Source organism: Pontixanthobacter aestiaquae (assembly GCF_009827455.1).
In the GTDB taxonomy this organism is placed as follows: domain Bacteria; phylum Pseudomonadota; class Alphaproteobacteria; order Sphingomonadales; family Sphingomonadaceae; genus Pontixanthobacter; species Pontixanthobacter aestiaquae.
Genome location: NZ_WTYZ01000001.1, coordinates 2207324 through 2222451 on the forward strand (window position 1 = coordinate 2207324; position 15128 = coordinate 2222451).

The window sequence follows — 15128 nt, forward strand, 5'->3', positions numbered from 1 at the left end:
TTGCGCGCCAAGACTGCCAATTCATCGGCCAGAATTGCCAGCCAGCGCCGGTAAAATCATAAATATCCTTAGCGGTGAGGCGCTATGGGGCAAGGCTGTGTCGGCATATACGAACCAGAATGGCTGATTCCTTGGGGATAAACGGCCCAGTGAGCCAATTTTCGCGATTTGACGCACCGATAAAGCATTGCTCACCTAGCTATTTTCAAACCTGTGAGCGGATGACAAAACGCCCAAATAGGCATCGAAAAAAGCAAACTCGCTTGTTTTGCGGAAGTCTGCAAAACGCACGCCTGTATGACGGTTCAGCCAGCCGTTGAACTGCGGCCACTCCTTGCGCAGAGCCGGTCCTCTATGAAACAGCGTAGCACCCTCCAGCAACACCGCCCGGCGGCTCGCGGTCATTCCAGCCGCGCGGCTAGCGGAATCCACCTGCCGAAACCGCAAGACAAAACCGGTATGTGCTCCCGCATCGAAGGTCTGCTCTCGCGTCCAGCCATGCCGTTTTTCGCATGAGGCCATGGCCCGATTAAAAGCACTCATTTGGGCTGCGGTCGGCACGAAACCCTTGCTACCCAAGTTTACAAAAACAGCTGTCGCCTCAGCACCGCCCTTTTCAAGCAAACACATGCTGGCTTTTTCCGCATCGCGCGCAACAGTCGGAGCAGAAGACGCGGCAAATGCAATCCCCAAAAGAACCGCCGCAAATACCGTTTTTGCCGTTCTCATCCCATGTTGTCGTCGATTGGATCTCAACCCATCATCGCCATGCCGCCATTCACGTGCAGCGTTTGGCCAGTCATATAGCCCGCTTCGTCGGCAGCGAGATAAGCCACCGCAGCGCCAATATCTTCGCCCTCGCCCATGCGGCCCATTGGAATGCGCGCGTTCAGCGCTTCTTTCTGCGCGTCAGGCAGTTCGTCGGTCATCGCGGTGCGGATGAAACCGGGCGAAATGCAGTTCACAGTGATGCCGCGCGTGGCCAATTCCTGTGCGAGGCTTTTGGACATGCCAACCAAGCCAGCCTTAGCCGCAGCGTAGTTCATTTGACCAGGATTACCGGTGCTGCCAACCACGCTGGTGATGTTGATAATCCGGCCATGGCGTGCCTTCATCATCGGACGCGCGGATGCGCGCATCAGACGGAAGGCGGCCTCAAGATTGACCTTCATCACCTGATCCCATTCTTCGTCCTTCATACGCATCGCGAGATTATCACGCGTGATACCGGCATTGTTGACGAGGATATCCATTTTTCCGAGCGTATCTACCGTGGCGGGAATAAGCTGTTCAACGCTTTCGGTATCCGACAGGTTACAGGTGATCTCAACGTGATCGCCACCCACTTCATCGTTGAGCTGCTCACGAAATACGCGCAGTTTGTCTCCGTTGGAGCCGGACAGCGCCAGCCTTGCACCTTGCCTGGCCAAAGCATACGCAATCGCAGAACCGATCCCTCCGCTGGCACCGGTTACAAGGGCAGTTTTCCCGCTCAGGTCGAACATCAGTCAGTCTCCGAAAATCTATGATACGCCTGTCGCGCGGCGCAGCCTATTGGTCAACCGCCGTTGCACGTTCTTCCGCAGCAGACAGCGGGTTGGGCGCAAAATCGATGCGGCGCCTTTCGGTGATTCTTCCGTTTTTCAGATCTCCCTCGATCAGCTCGTAGCCCAGCAGCGCAAACATCCGCTCGCCCAGGAATATCGGGCGGGCATTTCCGTACCAATCTGTGCAGGAAGCAACACATTGGTCGGGAACGCTGCGCTGATACTCGGTATCCAGTGTGCCTGCCTCCTTCAATTCACGATCTTCGCGTCGCAAAAATGCGAGAGAGGTTGCGCGGCCCAGAAATTCGTATCGGTCATCATCAAGCTCACGATTGACCGGCAATGCCAGCGTGCCGCTTTCGCCATCCTCTGCACCGGCATCGGGCCGGAAGAAAAATGCCTGACTGCGGTTCTCGCCTTCTTCAGCCGATGGCAGCAGAAAGGTGCTGCCGAGGCGCGCCGTCCCGCTTCCGTCATCCAGCAATATTGCAGAGAACCCCAATGCGTCGTCTTCAGCTTCGCCAGCAACAAAGCCATCGCCGCCTATCATATCAATCCGGGATACGCCATGCGGCAATTCGATCCGCTGGACCCACCCTTTATCAATCGGTGACACATAAAGCTGCGGCGTTTCGTCCTCATCGCCGTAATAACCGCCGCCATAGAGCAAGTGACGCCCGACATAACGGTTTTGCTTGCGGTATCCCTCAATAGAAGGGAGGCCACGATAGGCCCATTTGGGAGCCTCTGCAGAGCCATCGCCAAACATGTCCAACGGCAGTTGCAGCAACGCAGAACCGCCAAGAGAGAACTCACTCCCCCACATCGCATCGCCATAGCTATCGCCGTCGACAACGACGTGTAATTTGTCGTCTTCATCATCTTGCAGGAACGAGAATTGGTCGACCGGCGAGCCCCGGACTCCGATTGCGGTCACATCATCGGTGGCGAGATCGAACCGGTAGAGCATCGCAGGATTGTCATCATCATCCTTGACCCGCCAAGAATTTGCCTCGCTCGTCCACACAAACACAGCGTCGCGGGTGATGTAGAAATTGCGCGACCAGCTGCCCAGTATCATCTGTGAGGAGCATTCGAAGTCCTCGCTCAGAAGGTCACATCGGGTAACGGTATGAAGCGTATCAAGGTCAGGATGGGGCGTATCGACGTAGCGCTGCGGAATGTGGAAATTGTCGAGCGAGACACGGTGGGTCTCCTCGACCTCGTCCTCAGCGATGCGTTTTCCGACGGATGGCAAGCTCTCACGCCACTTGGTCCAATTCATATTGCTCGGCGAATATAAGATCAGCGTGTCACCAATCCGACGCGACGCGTAATTGCGCGAGGAATAATATTCTTGCGATTTGACATAGTGCGTATCGCGATAGGTCAGTCCGCCATCATCGGCCAAGGTGAAGCGGCTAATCTCTGTCCCGTCGTCCCCGTACGAATAACCGATAACAACAATAGTATTCCCGCGTACAAGCATCTCATCATACCAAGCATCATCGGGGTCTTCAGCACCGGGTGGGAACACGTCGATTTGGCCAGCCGGCACAAGCTGGTCATCGCCGTGACGGATTGTAAAAAGCCGACCACGCCGCAGCACTACGAGAAAATCGGAAGTCGCCTTGACGATCCCACCTTCGTCAACACCCTCCTCTTGCGTGTTTGTGATATTTGGCCCTTCGACCCGCGAGCCGGTCACAACGATATATTGATCGGCCTCACCACCCTCTTCGTAGAGGGCACGGATCCGCTCTTTCTCTCGATCAATGGACCGTGCATAGCGATCAATTGCCTGCTCCGAGGCAAAAACCGGGACCGTATCTCCCCCGCCGCTGGTCATCGGAATTGTGGCGCAAGCCCCGGACATGCTGGCCGCGACAACTACCAAAAGCGTTGAGACGAAGCGCATTCGTTTCCCCTTAAGCCGGAAGAATAACTGATTGTAGCTTCTAGGTAAATCCTCGGCTTACCACTCCAGATAGTAGATCAGGGCCAGTTCACCGGTCGCTCCGGTTTTCTCATAGAGTCTTTGGGCAGGAACATTGTCGGCCTCTGTACCTAGCCATATCTCTTCAATCCCCATATCATCTGCGCGAGCGAAAACAGCGTGCATCAATGCAGTAGCGATTCCTTGGCGGCGCCAATTATCGCCGGTGCCAATTTCATCGAGGTAAAGCTCGGTTTCCTTGTCGGGATGTTGATGCACCACGCACATACATTGAGCAACAACCAGCCCGTCGACAATTGCCAAGACCATCCAGTTGTGCGGGTTCGAGAGATAATGCCTCAGCCGATCCTGCCTGATCGATTCATCGAAAACACCCGTTGCGATGTTGTCGAGCAAGCAGCAGTTTGTTTGATCAATCCAAACAATCTGAACCGTATCGCCCTTCATCCGCGCTCACCCGTTACAACGTAGCAAACTCTGCCAAGGCTACTCGCCGCGCCGAGACCATCGCCAGCAACGCGCCGACAGACTCTATCGTCTCATCATCGCTTTCCGGATCGAGCTTCAGCAAAATCGCCCCCAGGAAGAGGACGTCTTCATCATTCATACCTTGTTCGTTCTCGGTCGCCTCGACATCTGAAGCAGCGCCAATGATTTTCCATACCCGATCACGCTCGCCTGCTGTCAATTCGCTATCGACCCGGTCGACAACAGAGCTCGCGCTTGGAGAGAACGCTCGCAGTGCTCGTTCGTCAATCACAGTCGTCGCATAGTAGAACGCGGCATCAGCCGCCTCGTCGGACCAGCTATGCTGTTCCGCGCACACCAGAATGCGATCCGAGACCGCGTCGATCATCGGCGCTTGGCGTTCGAGATCTTCCAGCCCTTTAGTGGTAAAACCGCTTTGATAAGTATCGAGAACCTTCTGCTGCTCGTCACTGTAGCCAGTCAGACTGCACTCGATGTTCTCTGCTGCCAATACGGGTGCCGCGAACAGCAACATCCCCGCGCCAAGCACGCTCAGGCCGGCCTTCATCATGATGATTCCTTAGCCAGCGCTTCAATGTCCTCCATTGTAACAACACTGGCAACCGACGCCTCGCGATCAATCCGGCCAATCATCGGACCAAGGACTTTGCCGCCCATTTCGACGAAATGCTCGACGCCTTCAGCGCGCATGGCCAATACGCTTTCACGCCAGCGGACACGCCCGGTAACTTGCTCGACCAGCAGGCGTTGCTCTTCGCTTGGGTCATCGACTTTGGATGCGGTGACATTGGCATAGATCGGCAGTGATAGGCTTTCAGGCGATGTTTCGGCGAGCGCTTCCGCCATCGCATCCGCCGCGGGCTGCATCAACGAACAATGGAATGGTGCTGAAACCGGCAGCGGAATACCGCGTTTAATACCGTGCTCTTTCACCAAACCTACGGCGCGTTCGATCGCTCCGACATGGCCCGAAAGTACGACTTGCGTCGGGTCATTGTCATTGGCGAGTTCGCAAACTTCGCCTTCGGCAGCTGCTCCCGCCAGAGCGAGTGCTTTCTCGACGTCGGCGCCCAGCAACGCGCACATCGCGCCAACACCAACCGGAACCGCAGCTTGCATCGCCTTGCCCCGCAACTTCAACAGGCGCGCTGTATCACCCAATGAGAATGCTCCAACAGCACAAAGCGCCGTGTATTCGCCCAGCGAGTGGCCCGCGACGCAATCACCGACAGATGATAGCGCGACATCGAAATCTTCTTCCAGAACACGCAAGGTCGCAATCGCATTGGCCATTATCGCAGGTTGTGCATTGGCAGTAAGAGTCAGTTCTTCTTCTGGCCCGTCACGCATGATGGTCGAGAGGTTCTGCGACAACGCGTCATCCACCTCTTCAAAGACTGCACGCGCAGTTGCGCTGGCATCGGCCAAGTCTGCGCCCATGCCGACTTTCTGGCTGCCTTGTCCGGGAAAAACGAATGCTCTCATTGAAACCTCCTGTCGCGGGGCAGCAAAAGCGCCCTCGCCAATGTTCAGCGCGGATTATGCGCCTGCCGCGCTTCCCGCAAGTCCGAAGGGCACAATCATATTGGCTGCATCATGCCCAATATCGGCAAAGCCCAAATAGGGGATTTCTGATTTCTCGCACCAATAACGAGCGATGTCTTCAGGGCTTGAACCAAACGGTCTGTCATTTTCCGGCACCGCCGAAATGCGCCCCAACCGCAGGCCCGCAACGCCTTTCAAGTGCTGGGTGACGTGGAAGAACAACCGATCGACCGCATAAAGATGCTCGGCAACTTCTTCGACCATGACGACATGCTCCGATAGGTCTGGCATCAGATCAGTACCCACGAGCATCGCTAAGGTTGTCAGATTGAACGCCACAGTCGGCTGATCGCCAACAGTCGGCTCCAATCCGGCATAAGTGCCCTTTAGCCACTCTAAACTTCGCCGGATGGCGTCTTCACCACCATCATGTTTGATGTCGCCAACCATCGGGCCGTGGACAGGTTTGCCGATCCCGGCCTTGTAGAGAGCTGCCAGCAAATATCCGGTATCGGAATAGCCAAGGAAGGTCTTGCTTAGCGCAGCGTCAGTCATCCCGGCAATCGCATCTGCCGCTATACGGTTCGCGCCATAGCCGCCCATAGCGAACCAAACTGCATCCATCTCTGGATCGTTTGCGCATTCGAGTAGTGCCGCCAACCGCTTCGCATCATCGCCAGCAAAATGCCCGTGCCGTTCAAAGCATTGCTTGTGGAAATGCAGCTCAACTTCCGCCTCATCCGCGGCCAGATCGCCCACTGCATCGGCATGTTCACGTTCCAGCCGTTTTCCCGGCGCGCATATCGCAACTTTCACCATTGACGCACTTAGCCATCTTGCAAGGCGGCGCACAACTGCATACCGCACCGCGCATGAGCGAATTCCCCACTTACGAAGAGCTTTTGGCTCGTCCGTTCTTTTTCTGCGGCATTGGCGGATCGGGCATGTTGCCCCTTGCCCAGATCCTGAAAGGTCGCGGCGCTACCATTGCCGGATCGGACCGCAGCAACGATCAAGGCCGCACGCCGGAGAAATTCGCGGCGCTGGAGAAGCAGGGCTTCGCTCTACATCCACAAGATGGCAGCGGGATGGTTTCGGCGGACCAAATCCTGGTCGCATCCGCCGCGGTAGAGGACACGGTTCCTGAAGTCGTCCGCGCAAACGAACTCGGCTGTCTGCGGATGAGCCGCGCTGAATTGCTGTCGATTCTGTTCAACACTTCCGGTGCCGGAATTGCGATTGGCGGAACGAGCGGCAAATCCACTGTTACCGGTATGCTTGGCTGGATCATGCACGCCACCAAAAACGATCCTACAATCATGAACGGTGCGGTGATGAAGAATTTCGTCACCGAAGATCGACCCTTCGCCAGTGCGATTGTTGGCGGACTGGGGGCATTCGTCAGTGAAGTGGATGAAAGCGATGGATCGATTGCGCTCTATCGCCCGGCGGTCGGCGTGCTGCTCAATGTCAGCCTCGACCACAAAAGCATGGAAGAGTTGCGCCTTCTTTTCGGCGATTTCCTCGCGCGCAGCGGTGTCGCGGTGATCAATGCAGACGACGCAGAGGCATTGGCTTTGCTACCACGCGCAAAAGAAGCGATCACCTTCGGCATCGATCAAGAGAAGGCGCAGATCGGCATCGTCTCCGGTGGCATCGCGGATGGCCCAATCCGCCAAGCCGCGACCGTAATCGACCGTCACGATGGCAGCGAGCATCCGCTGGTTCTCAATCTACCTGGAAGGCACAATCTGTCCAACGCGCTCGCCGCGATTGCAGGCGCAGTTGCTGCTGGCGTTCCAGTGGGCAAAGCTGTCGCCGCGCTGGCCAGTTTTTCGGGATTGGCACGCCGTTTCGACATTATCGGCACAAGTGAAAACGGCATCACTGTGATCGACGATTTCGGCCACAACCCAGAAAAATGCGCAGCGACCCTGCGCACACTCAAAACCCATGAAGGCCGTGTCATCGCGTTCTTCCAGCCGCATGGTTATGGTCCTCTGCGCCAAATGGGACACGAACTGGCCGAAACATTTGCGCGTGAGTTGGGTCCCGACGACATCACTATCATGTGCGACCCGGTCTATTTCGGCGGCACGGTCGACCGCAGCGTCGGTAGCGAGCGCATTGTCGAATTGATCGAAGAAGCAGGCGGTTTGGCAGACCATATCTCAACCCGCGAAGATTGCGGAAAGCTTATCCAATCCATGGCCAAACCGGGCGACCGGATCGTAATTATGGGCGCACGCGATGACACTTTAACGCAATTTGCAAATACATTGCTCGCTAAACTCTAGCGGATTGCTGGCTTGATTCCCGCTTCTTTTGAGAACGATTTCTCAAGCGCGATTGCCTGTTTGAAGCCTGAGCGGTTTTTAAGCGTGGCGAGATATTGGACCAAGCGCGGATCCAGATACTCTCCCAAACCAATATTGGTCGCCAAATACAGCGCATATCCGACGCAAATATCAGCGACGGTAAAGCGATCCGCGCATAGAAATTCGCGGCTTTCGAGGCGCTGCTCTACCTTGATAAGACGCTTGCCAAACCATTTGGCGTAAGCGTGGCCAGCCTCCTCAAAGCCTTTATCCTTCTCAAACTTGGCGAACCGCAGATAGACCGTTTGGGGGAAGGTGATCGTTGCATCGGCATGGTAAGTGAAGTCGAGATATGCGGCATAGTCCTGTTCATCGGGCTTAACCACTAGCTCGGACGCGCCACTTTTCACTGCGAGATAATGCGCAATTGCGCAGCTTTCGGTCATACGGTTGTCGCCATCGACAAGCATGGGGATTGTCCCGAGCGGGTTGATCTCCAAATAGTCCGGCTTCAGGAACCGCGGTGGAAAGGGCAGCATCTGCAAGTCCAGATCGACACCTGCCTCACATGCCGCCCATGTAGCGCGAAGACCGCGCGAGCCTTGGCATGTGTAGAGCGTTGGCCTCCAGTCAGCAGCCATCAATGCGCCTCTTCGGCGTGACCGATCTTGAGCACCTTATGTATGACAAACGCAATAATCGCACCCACTACAAGCGCGAGGATTGCTGACAGCGCCGCATAGGTGAGCCAACCGAGCAACCCGCCAAAAGATCCTGTTGTCGATTGCACCGCATTCTCCAGACCATGGGTTGCATCATACAGGGCGTGGAAACCCAGTTCGTGCGTGCCGTGCAGCAATATGCCGCCGCCGACCCATAGCATTGCGATGGTACCGATGAAGCTCAGCGCAATGAGCAAATAAGGGACAAAAGCCACTAGACCGCGTCCAATGCGCTGCGCCGCTACTGAACTCGTCTTCGACAGATGAAGCCCGACATCATCCATCTTCACGATGATCGCGACCGCGCCATACACCGCGACAGTGACCAATATAGCCACCAGCGCGAGCGCCAGCCCGCGTTCCCACCAGACATCCAACTCGATCTCGTTGAGGGTAATCGCCATGATCTCTGCAGACAGAATGAGGTCGGTACGGATCGCACCGGCAATCCGCTGTTTTTCGAATTCTTCAGGGTTCTCGATCACGTCGTCTACGGTTTTGCCGTGCTTCCCACCGCCCAGCTTCTCGATCACCTTTTCTGCGCCTTCATAGGCGAGATAGCCCCCGCCCAGCATCAGAATGAATATGATCGCCCCGGGCAGAAATTCGCTGAGCAGCAACGCTCCGGGCAGCAAGATCAGCAGCTTATTCTTGAAACTGCCTTTGGTGATGCTCCAGATGATCGGGAGCTCCCGAGCAGGAGACAATCCGGTGACGTAACTCGGCGTAACCGCCGCATCGTCGATCACCACGCCGGCGGTTTTCGCCCCCGCGCGGCTTGCTGCCACCGTAATGTCGTCAGCGGACGCTGCCGCCGCTTTCGCGATTATCGAAATATCGTCGAGAAGGGCTACCAGACCGCTTGGCACGTGCGAATTCTCCGCTGATTGAATGTCAGGGGACGCCCTAACCTCCAATCAGAGGTTTGGCGAGCATTCGCTCAAATACATATTCAGGCGAACAGCGACGCCAACCAGGATTTTCGTTTCGGGCTGGCATCCTCCTCCCTTCGCTCTTCGAAAGCGAGCGGGTTCGGATTGTTCCAATATGCATAGACTGCATCGACAATTACGTCCCATCCATCGGTTTGAACGAATTTGGCGACGGCTTCTTCCAGCACGCCAATGTCTTGCCAATTATCAAGCGCGTAGGCTTGCTCCAGATCGAGATTGGCGCGAATGTAGTGATTACCCAGCATGCGCTTCGCATATTGCTCGCACGACGCGGCAGATGCGGTCAGCGCGGCTTCGATCAGCGGTGCAGCGGGAACCTTGCCGTTGTCGCGGGAGGATGGACGCAGCCACTGCCACGCGCCCCAGCAATCTGCCTTGCCGACATCGCCGGGATTGATCCCTTGGCGCGTCTTGCCGGTGCCGATCGACAGCACACGCATGTTGGAGACATCAGCGCCAAAATTCTCGACCGCATAAGAGACCGCTGAAGCCGATGGATTGTTCGCAAACAGCCCGCCATCCGCGAAATAGCCCCATTGCTTGCTCGCCGGCGAAACTGGCTCATGCGGAGGAAAATACGTTGGCGCAGCGCCAGAGCACATGGCGGCGTCAACCATATGCATTTCGGCGAATGGGTCGTTCCGACCACTACCGATCATAACCGGCGACCATTGCCCTTCCCATTCGGACCATAATTGGAGCGAGTTCACCACAACTTGCGCGCCCGACATCGGCAATTCGCTAAGCTTGGCCGCACCAAAGATACGCCCCAGCTCGCTGCGCAGATTGTCCGGCTTGTATTTGGCTTGGAAGATCGACTTGATCGATTCCCCTTCGCCATCAACTCTGTCGACTGTTATCGCATCAATGGCTTGTTGCTCTTCAACGCTGAACGGATTGGCGCAATTCCAATCGACAGGCGCCTCTTCAAAAATTTCGCTGCCTTTGGTCTGGTACATATCGATAATCGTATCGAGCGGTACACCATCAGCGAGCGCCAAAGCCATGAACGAGCCGGTCGATGTTCCGGCGAACATATTGGTGCCTTTCACCAACTCACCATTGGGGTCCAGTTCCTTCAACAGAAGCGCGGAGACCAATCCGCGGATACCGCCACCGTCAAAAGCGATAATCTTGTAAGACATATTCGTAAGATCCCGTCATTCAGAGTTTGAACAATGCCCTTATTGATGATTCGGAATTTTACTTATTGTACTGAACGGACATCGGCGGTTGAATTTGTTAACTATTACCCGATTTCGCAGCGGCCCGGCCAACGCGTTATCGCCTTGCATTCCCTGTAAATCCCGCTATTAGCGCCTCTCCCTTTTACCGAGGGGAATCGAAGAAAGCCGGAGGGGCCCCGCAATAGTGCGGATCAGCCAGCGATCGGCATTACAATGTGAAGGAACGAGAGCATGGCTCATTACGAGCATGTATTTCTCGCGCGTCAGGATTTGAGCCAGGCTCAAGTGGACGCGCTGGCCGCATCGGCCACAGAAATTATCGAAGCCAACGACGGTAAAGTCACCAAGACTGAAACTTGGGGCCTGAAAAATCTTGCCTACAAGATTGACCGTAACCGCAAAGCGCATTTCGTGATGCTCAACATCGAGGGGCCCGGCTCCGTTGTCGCAGAACTCGAACGCCAAACCCGCATCAACGAAGACGTGATCCGTTACATGACGATCCGTATGGATGAGCCTGAGGAAGGCCCGTCGGTAATGATGCGCAAGAATGACCGCGACCGTAAGAAACGGTCTGACCGCGAGGAGCGCAGCTAATGGCACGTCCTTTCTTCCGCCGCCGCAAGACCTGCCCGTTCTCGGGTAAGGGCGCACCTGTGATCGATTATAAAGACGTTCGTCTGCTGCAGGGCTTCATGTCCGAGCGTGGCAAGATCGTCCCTAGCCGCATCACCGCCGTATCCGCCAAGAAGCAGCGCGAGCTGGCCAAGGCAATCAAGCGCGCACGCCACATCGGCCTGCTGCCCTACATCGTTAAGTAAGGAGAAGATCCGTGGATATTATTCTCCTCGAACGTATCGAGAAGCTTGGCACAATCGGTGACGTTGTCACTGTGAAGGACGGCTATGCCCGTAACTTCCTGCTGCCTAACAAGAAGGCTCTGCGCGCCAATGCGGCGAACAAGGCGGTCTTCGAAGCAAACCGCGAACGTCTTGAAAAAGAAAACGCCGAGAAAGCTGCAGAAGCAGCCAAGACCGGTGAAAAGGTTGATGGCGCTGAAGTCGTCCTGATCCGCGCATCGTCGAACTCGGGCCAATTGTATGGTTCGGTTACTGTTCGCGATATCGTGGAAGGTCTGGCCGCCCAAGGTCACGAAGTGACAAAGAAGCAAGTCATCCTCGGCAACCCGATCAAGACCATCGGCATGTTCGACGTCCTCGTACGTCTGCACGCTGAAGTCGACGTGACGGTGAAAGCCAATGTGGCCCGCTCCGACGACGAAGCCGAGCTGCAAAGCCAAGGCGTCGACGTTCTCGCGCAAATGTTCGAAGACGAGCAGAAGGAAATCGAGGAAGCGGCTGCTGCAAACGCACCGAACCGCGACCCGAGCCTTGAGCCAGGTGAAATCCCTGCCGACATGCTCGACGACGGCGTTGCCGAAAAAATCGCTACAGAGGCTGAAGCCGAAGCTGCTACTGAAGAGCAGTCGGAAGGCTAATCCTTCACTCGCATACGCAATCAAAGGCGCGGCTCCTTCGGGACCCGCGCCTTTTTTGTAAGAACCGCAATAATCTGCGGCCGACTTTGAAATGTAAGAAAAAAGGCGCTATCTGCCCAAGATGAAATCAGTAGAAACAATAATCGGCGAGTTGGATCGCCTGTATAACGCCTCTGTCGAACGCCTCCGCAATGATGTGATGGCCTTTGGCCGCGATGGCTCCCTCCCCTCGAAGACGCGCCGCAGCGATGGCAGCTATGCTTATCCGGAACTGGTCATGCGCTTCATGGGCGGCGACCAACCGGAAGACCGCAGCCGCGCATTTGGCCGTTTGAACGAGCCCGGCACTTACGCCACCACTGTGACCCGCCCCGCAATGTTCGCGGACTATTTGCGCGACCAGCTGGAACTGATCGGCAGCGATTACGAGATCGAACTGGAAGCGCGGACCTCTTCGCAGGAAATACCCTTCCCTTATGTACTCGATGGTGATGTTGCGGCAGAACTTGCCGGGATCAGCCCACAAGACATTGCCCGCCACTTTCCCTCGACCGAATTGGCCGACATTGGCGATGAACTCGCAGACGGCATAGAGATTGATGACAGCAATGGAACAATCCCGCTGTCGCTGTTTGACGGGTTGCGGACGGACTTCTCGCTAGCGCGCCTCGCGCATTACACCGGCACCGATACCACGCACTTCCAACGCTTCGTGCTGTTCACCAACTACCACCGCTATGTCGATGAATTTGTCGACTGGGCCGGCGAACAACTCGGCACTGGCAGCTACAAAGCGCTTGCCGGTGCGGGTGGCCTCTATCTGGAACAGGCCACCCAGAACGCCAGCAGCCAGCTATCCGATACCGCATGGCGCAAACACCAGATGCCGGCCTATCATCTGATCAGCGAAGGCGGCTGCGGGATTACGCTGGTCAATATCGGCGTCGGACCGTCCAACGCCAAAACCATTTGCGACCACCTCGCGGTTCTGCGCCCCGAAGCATGGCTGATGATCGGCCACTGCGGCGGCCTGCGCCCGACGCAGAAGATCGGCGATTATGTTCTGGCGCACGCCTATCTGCGCGATGATCATGTGCTCGATCCGGTATTGCCACCGGAAATTCCCCTCCCCGCAATTGCCGAGGTCCAGCAGGCGCTGGCGGGCGCAGCTGAGGAAGTCAGCGGTTCAACCGGAGCCGACCTCAAGAAACGGATGCGCACCGGCACGATCGTCACCACCGACGACCGCAATTGGGAACTGCGCTACACCACCAGCGCCAAGCGCCTGAGCCTCAGCCGCGCCGTCGGCATCGATATGGAAAGCGCCACGATTGCCGCGCAAGGATACCGGTTCCGCGTTCCCTACGGCACACTCCTTTGTGTGTCAGACAAGCCGCTCCACGGAGAGATCAAACTCCCCGGCCAAGCAAACAAATTCTACGAAGAAGCGATCAGCGCCCACCTTAAGATCGGCGTAACCGCCTGCAAACGTCTGCACGAGGAAGGCAACCGCCTCCACAGCCGAAAACTGCGCGCGTTTAATGAACCGCCGTTTAGATGAGCACACCCACCGCCAACCGCTCGCGCTCCATTGAAGGCCGCGTTGCCATCGTAACCGGCGCAGCCAGCGGCATGGGCCGCGCGACCGCAAAGCTATTTGCCTCGGAAGGGGCGCAGGTTGCGGTGACCGACCTAGATGAATCTGCCTGCGATGCAGTTGCGGCGGAATGCGGCAGTGGTGCGATGGGCTATGCGCTCGACGTATCTGATCACGATGCGATCCAGCGCGTTGTCGAGCAGATCGGGAGCGACCTCTGCGGGATCGATATTCTGGTCAACAATGCCGGTGTGTCGAGCCATGCGTCGCTCGATGGCAGCGATGAGTATGAGGAAATCTGGCACCGCGCCGTCGCCGTGATGCTGACCGCGCATCAGCGCATGGTCCGCGCCGCGCTGCCGTGGCTGCGCAAAAGCAATGCTGCCCGGATCGTCAATATCGCCTCTACCGAGGGATTAGGTGCAACGCCCGGCCTCACGCCCTATGTTGCCGCCAAAACGGGCGTAACAGGCCTAACGCGCGGAATGGCAGTCGATCTGGGTAAAGAAGCGATCACCGTAAATTGCATCTGCCCCGGCCCCATCAGCACCGCGATGACCGAGCGGATTCCCGACGAACATAAAGCCATCTACGCCAACCGACGCACAGCCCTGCGCCGTTATGGCGAGCCGGAAGAAGTCGCGCATATGACGCTATCGTTAGTGCTACCCGCCGCGAGCTACATCACCGGCGCAGTGATCCCAGTCGATGGCGGACTGACGGTTAGGAATGCTTGAATAGCAAAGCCATGGAATTGTAGTATCAGATCCGGATTAGGGCATCGCAATGCGACCTTCGTCTTGGGTCATTGCGTTTCGTTTACTCGTCTTAACAATTCAGCGTTTTCCTCGGCTTCGGCTAAAAGTTGCTCGAATTTCGGCTCAATTTCTCTTTTGACCGCGATTGACCAAAAGTGGGCAATGATGGTGTCATTTCCGAGGGTTGCGAGCAAATAGGACTGGCCAGCCTTGGTAGAGAAAAAATTTGCATTCTCCCGTAAGTTCGGAGCATTCAATTGGTAGGCAAAATGCAGAGCAATATCTGGCCTGATCACATCCGCCAGTCGAGATGCTTCTTCGCGTGCGGTGTCTCTAACCTTCAAGACAAAAAGCCGATGAGCGTTCCGGTCAGGCAAGGCCGATCCGTTGGCTACAAGCCAAGAATCGCAGATTTCACGGATTGCTTTCTGATCCTGCACTGCCCGTCGAAATATCTCGTCTAGTGGCATTTGTGACACCATACTATTTGCGGCGGCGACGCGCTCGGGGTCGGGCGGAATAGGGGACAGTGTGTGTGCCAACGCCGCGCCGCAGCA

The 15128-nt window shown here is 56.4% G+C and carries 17 protein-coding genes; 6 read left to right on the forward strand and 11 right to left on the reverse strand.

The genetic code is table 11. The annotated features are described in order from the left end of the window. Window positions 1–195 precede the first annotated feature (195 nt). From GRI35_RS10540 to GRI35_RS10570, 7 genes are all read right to left on the reverse strand, one after another. Complete coding sequence (locus tag GRI35_RS10540; protein ID WP_160614123.1) at window positions 196–729, reverse strand: phosphonate C-P lyase system protein PhnH; 534 nt, start codon at window positions 727–729, stop codon at window positions 196–198. 23 nt (window positions 730–752) lie between these two features. Beyond that, window positions 753–1505, reverse strand: coding sequence for a 3-oxoacyl-ACP reductase FabG (gene fabG, locus GRI35_RS10545; RefSeq protein WP_160614124.1), 753 nt, complete (start codon window positions 1503–1505; stop codon window positions 753–755). A 46-nt stretch (window positions 1506–1551) separates the two neighbouring features. Next, the gene (locus GRI35_RS10550) at window positions 1552–3396 is read right to left on the reverse strand and encodes a beta-propeller domain-containing protein (protein ID WP_160614125.1); all 1845 of its coding nucleotides are present in this window, start codon (window positions 3394–3396) and stop codon (window positions 1552–1554) included. 126 nt (window positions 3397–3522) lie between these two features. Beyond that, window positions 3523–3900 carry a GNAT family N-acetyltransferase gene (locus GRI35_RS10555; RefSeq protein WP_202390545.1) on the reverse strand — a complete coding sequence of 126 codons (378 nt, stop codon included), beginning with the start codon at window positions 3898–3900 and terminating at the stop codon, window positions 3523–3525. Between the two features lie 64 nt (window positions 3901–3964). After that, the gene (locus GRI35_RS10560) at window positions 3965–4543 is read right to left on the reverse strand and encodes a hypothetical protein (protein ID WP_160614127.1); all 579 of its coding nucleotides are present in this window, start codon (window positions 4541–4543) and stop codon (window positions 3965–3967) included. Further along, the gene (gene fabD / locus GRI35_RS10565; RefSeq protein ID WP_160614128.1) at window positions 4540–5478 is read right to left on the reverse strand and encodes an ACP S-malonyltransferase; all 939 of its coding nucleotides are present in this window, start codon (window positions 5476–5478) and stop codon (window positions 4540–4542) included. The genes GRI35_RS10560 and fabD overlap by 4 nt, the downstream gene beginning before the upstream one ends. Before the next feature lie 54 nt (window positions 5479–5532). Further along, window positions 5533–6357 (reverse strand): LD-carboxypeptidase, encoded by an 825-nt coding sequence (locus GRI35_RS10570; protein ID WP_160614129.1) that lies wholly within the window; start codon window positions 6355–6357, stop codon window positions 5533–5535. A gap of 53 nt (window positions 6358–6410) precedes the next feature. On the opposite strand from GRI35_RS10570, the gene GRI35_RS10575 reads away from it, so the two are divergent. Next, window positions 6411–7835, forward strand: a complete 1425-nt coding sequence (locus GRI35_RS10575) for a glutamate ligase domain-containing protein (RefSeq protein ID WP_160614130.1) — start codon at window positions 6411–6413, stop codon at window positions 7833–7835. Here GRI35_RS10575 and GRI35_RS10580 read toward each other — a convergent pair. The 3 genes from GRI35_RS10580 to GRI35_RS10590 form a co-directional block, all read right to left on the reverse strand. Continuing rightward, entirely contained in the window at window positions 7832–8497 is a 666-nt protein-coding gene (locus tag GRI35_RS10580; protein ID WP_160614131.1) for a glutathione S-transferase family protein, read from the reverse strand. The genes GRI35_RS10575 and GRI35_RS10580 overlap by 4 nt on opposite strands. Further along, window positions 8497–9447, reverse strand: coding sequence for a DUF808 domain-containing protein (locus GRI35_RS10585; protein WP_160614132.1), 951 nt, complete (start codon window positions 9445–9447; stop codon window positions 8497–8499). Before GRI35_RS10585 ends, GRI35_RS10580 begins: the two co-directional genes overlap by 1 nt. An 83-nt stretch (window positions 9448–9530) precedes the next feature. After that, complete coding sequence (locus GRI35_RS10590) at window positions 9531–10676, reverse strand: patatin-like phospholipase family protein (protein WP_160614133.1); 1146 nt, start codon at window positions 10674–10676, stop codon at window positions 9531–9533. 273 nt (window positions 10677–10949) lie between these two features. Between GRI35_RS10590 and rpsF the strand changes: the two genes are divergently transcribed. From rpsF to GRI35_RS10615, 5 genes are all read left to right on the forward strand, one after another. After that, on the forward strand, window positions 10950–11315 hold the full coding sequence (rpsF, locus tag GRI35_RS10595; protein ID WP_160614134.1) for a 30S ribosomal protein S6: 366 nt from the start codon (window positions 10950–10952) through the stop codon (window positions 11313–11315). Beyond that, window positions 11315–11539, forward strand: a complete 225-nt coding sequence (gene rpsR / locus GRI35_RS10600) for a 30S ribosomal protein S18 (RefSeq protein ID WP_160614135.1) — start codon at window positions 11315–11317, stop codon at window positions 11537–11539. The genes rpsF and rpsR overlap by 1 nt, the downstream gene beginning before the upstream one ends. Before the next feature lie 11 nt (window positions 11540–11550). Next, entirely contained in the window at window positions 11551–12216 is a 666-nt protein-coding gene (rplI, locus tag GRI35_RS10605) for a 50S ribosomal protein L9 (RefSeq protein WP_160614136.1), read from the forward strand. 121 nt (window positions 12217–12337) lie between these two features. Beyond that, window positions 12338–13777: an AMP nucleosidase gene (locus GRI35_RS10610; protein WP_160614137.1), complete on the forward strand. Its 1440-nt coding sequence runs from the start codon at window positions 12338–12340 to the stop codon at window positions 13775–13777. Next, entirely contained in the window at window positions 13774–14550 is a 777-nt protein-coding gene (locus GRI35_RS10615) for an SDR family NAD(P)-dependent oxidoreductase (protein WP_160614138.1), read from the forward strand. The genes GRI35_RS10610 and GRI35_RS10615 overlap by 4 nt, the downstream gene beginning before the upstream one ends. Window positions 14551–14618: 68 nt before the next feature. Here GRI35_RS10615 and GRI35_RS10620 read toward each other — a convergent pair whose 3' ends face one another. Next, window positions 14619–15113 (reverse strand): hypothetical protein, encoded by a 495-nt coding sequence (locus GRI35_RS10620; protein ID WP_160614139.1) that lies wholly within the window; start codon window positions 15111–15113, stop codon window positions 14619–14621. Between the last annotated feature and the right edge of the window lie 15 nt (window positions 15114–15128).

Excerpts from the sequence above, each read along its gene's own strand:
- GRI35_RS10610 (WP_160614137.1), top strand. The coding sequence starts at position 12,338 with ATGAAATCAGTAGAAACAATAATCGGCGAGTTGGATCGCCTGTATAAC.
- fabD (WP_160614128.1), bottom strand. The coding sequence starts at position 5,478 with ATGAGAGCATTCGTTTTTCCCGGACAAGGCAGCCAGAAAGTCGGCATG.
- GRI35_RS10590 (WP_160614133.1), bottom strand. The coding sequence starts at position 10,676 with ATGTCTTACAAGATTATCGCTTTTGACGGTGGCGGTATCCGCGGATTG.
- GRI35_RS10540 (WP_160614123.1), bottom strand. The coding sequence starts at position 729 with ATGAGAACGGCAAAAACGGTATTTGCGGCGGTTCTTTTGGGGATTGCA.
- GRI35_RS10570 (WP_160614129.1), bottom strand. The coding sequence starts at position 6,357 with ATGGTGAAAGTTGCGATATGCGCGCCGGGAAAACGGCTGGAACGTGAA.
- GRI35_RS10575 (WP_160614130.1), top strand. The coding sequence starts at position 6,411 with ATGAGCGAATTCCCCACTTACGAAGAGCTTTTGGCTCGTCCGTTCTTT.
- rpsF (WP_160614134.1), top strand. The coding sequence starts at position 10,950 with ATGGCTCATTACGAGCATGTATTTCTCGCGCGTCAGGATTTGAGCCAG.
- rpsR (WP_160614135.1), top strand. The coding sequence starts at position 11,315 with ATGGCACGTCCTTTCTTCCGCCGCCGCAAGACCTGCCCGTTCTCGGGT.
- GRI35_RS10560 (WP_160614127.1), bottom strand. The coding sequence starts at position 4,543 with ATGATGAAGGCCGGCCTGAGCGTGCTTGGCGCGGGGATGTTGCTGTTC.
- GRI35_RS10615 (WP_160614138.1), top strand. The coding sequence starts at position 13,774 with ATGAGCACACCCACCGCCAACCGCTCGCGCTCCATTGAAGGCCGCGTT.
- GRI35_RS10580 (WP_160614131.1), bottom strand. The coding sequence starts at position 8,497 with ATGGCTGCTGACTGGAGGCCAACGCTCTACACATGCCAAGGCTCGCGC.
- fabG (WP_160614124.1), bottom strand. The coding sequence starts at position 1,505 with ATGTTCGACCTGAGCGGGAAAACTGCCCTTGTAACCGGTGCCAGCGGA.
- GRI35_RS10550 (WP_160614125.1), bottom strand. The coding sequence starts at position 3,396 with ATGACCAGCGGCGGGGGAGATACGGTCCCGGTTTTTGCCTCGGAGCAG.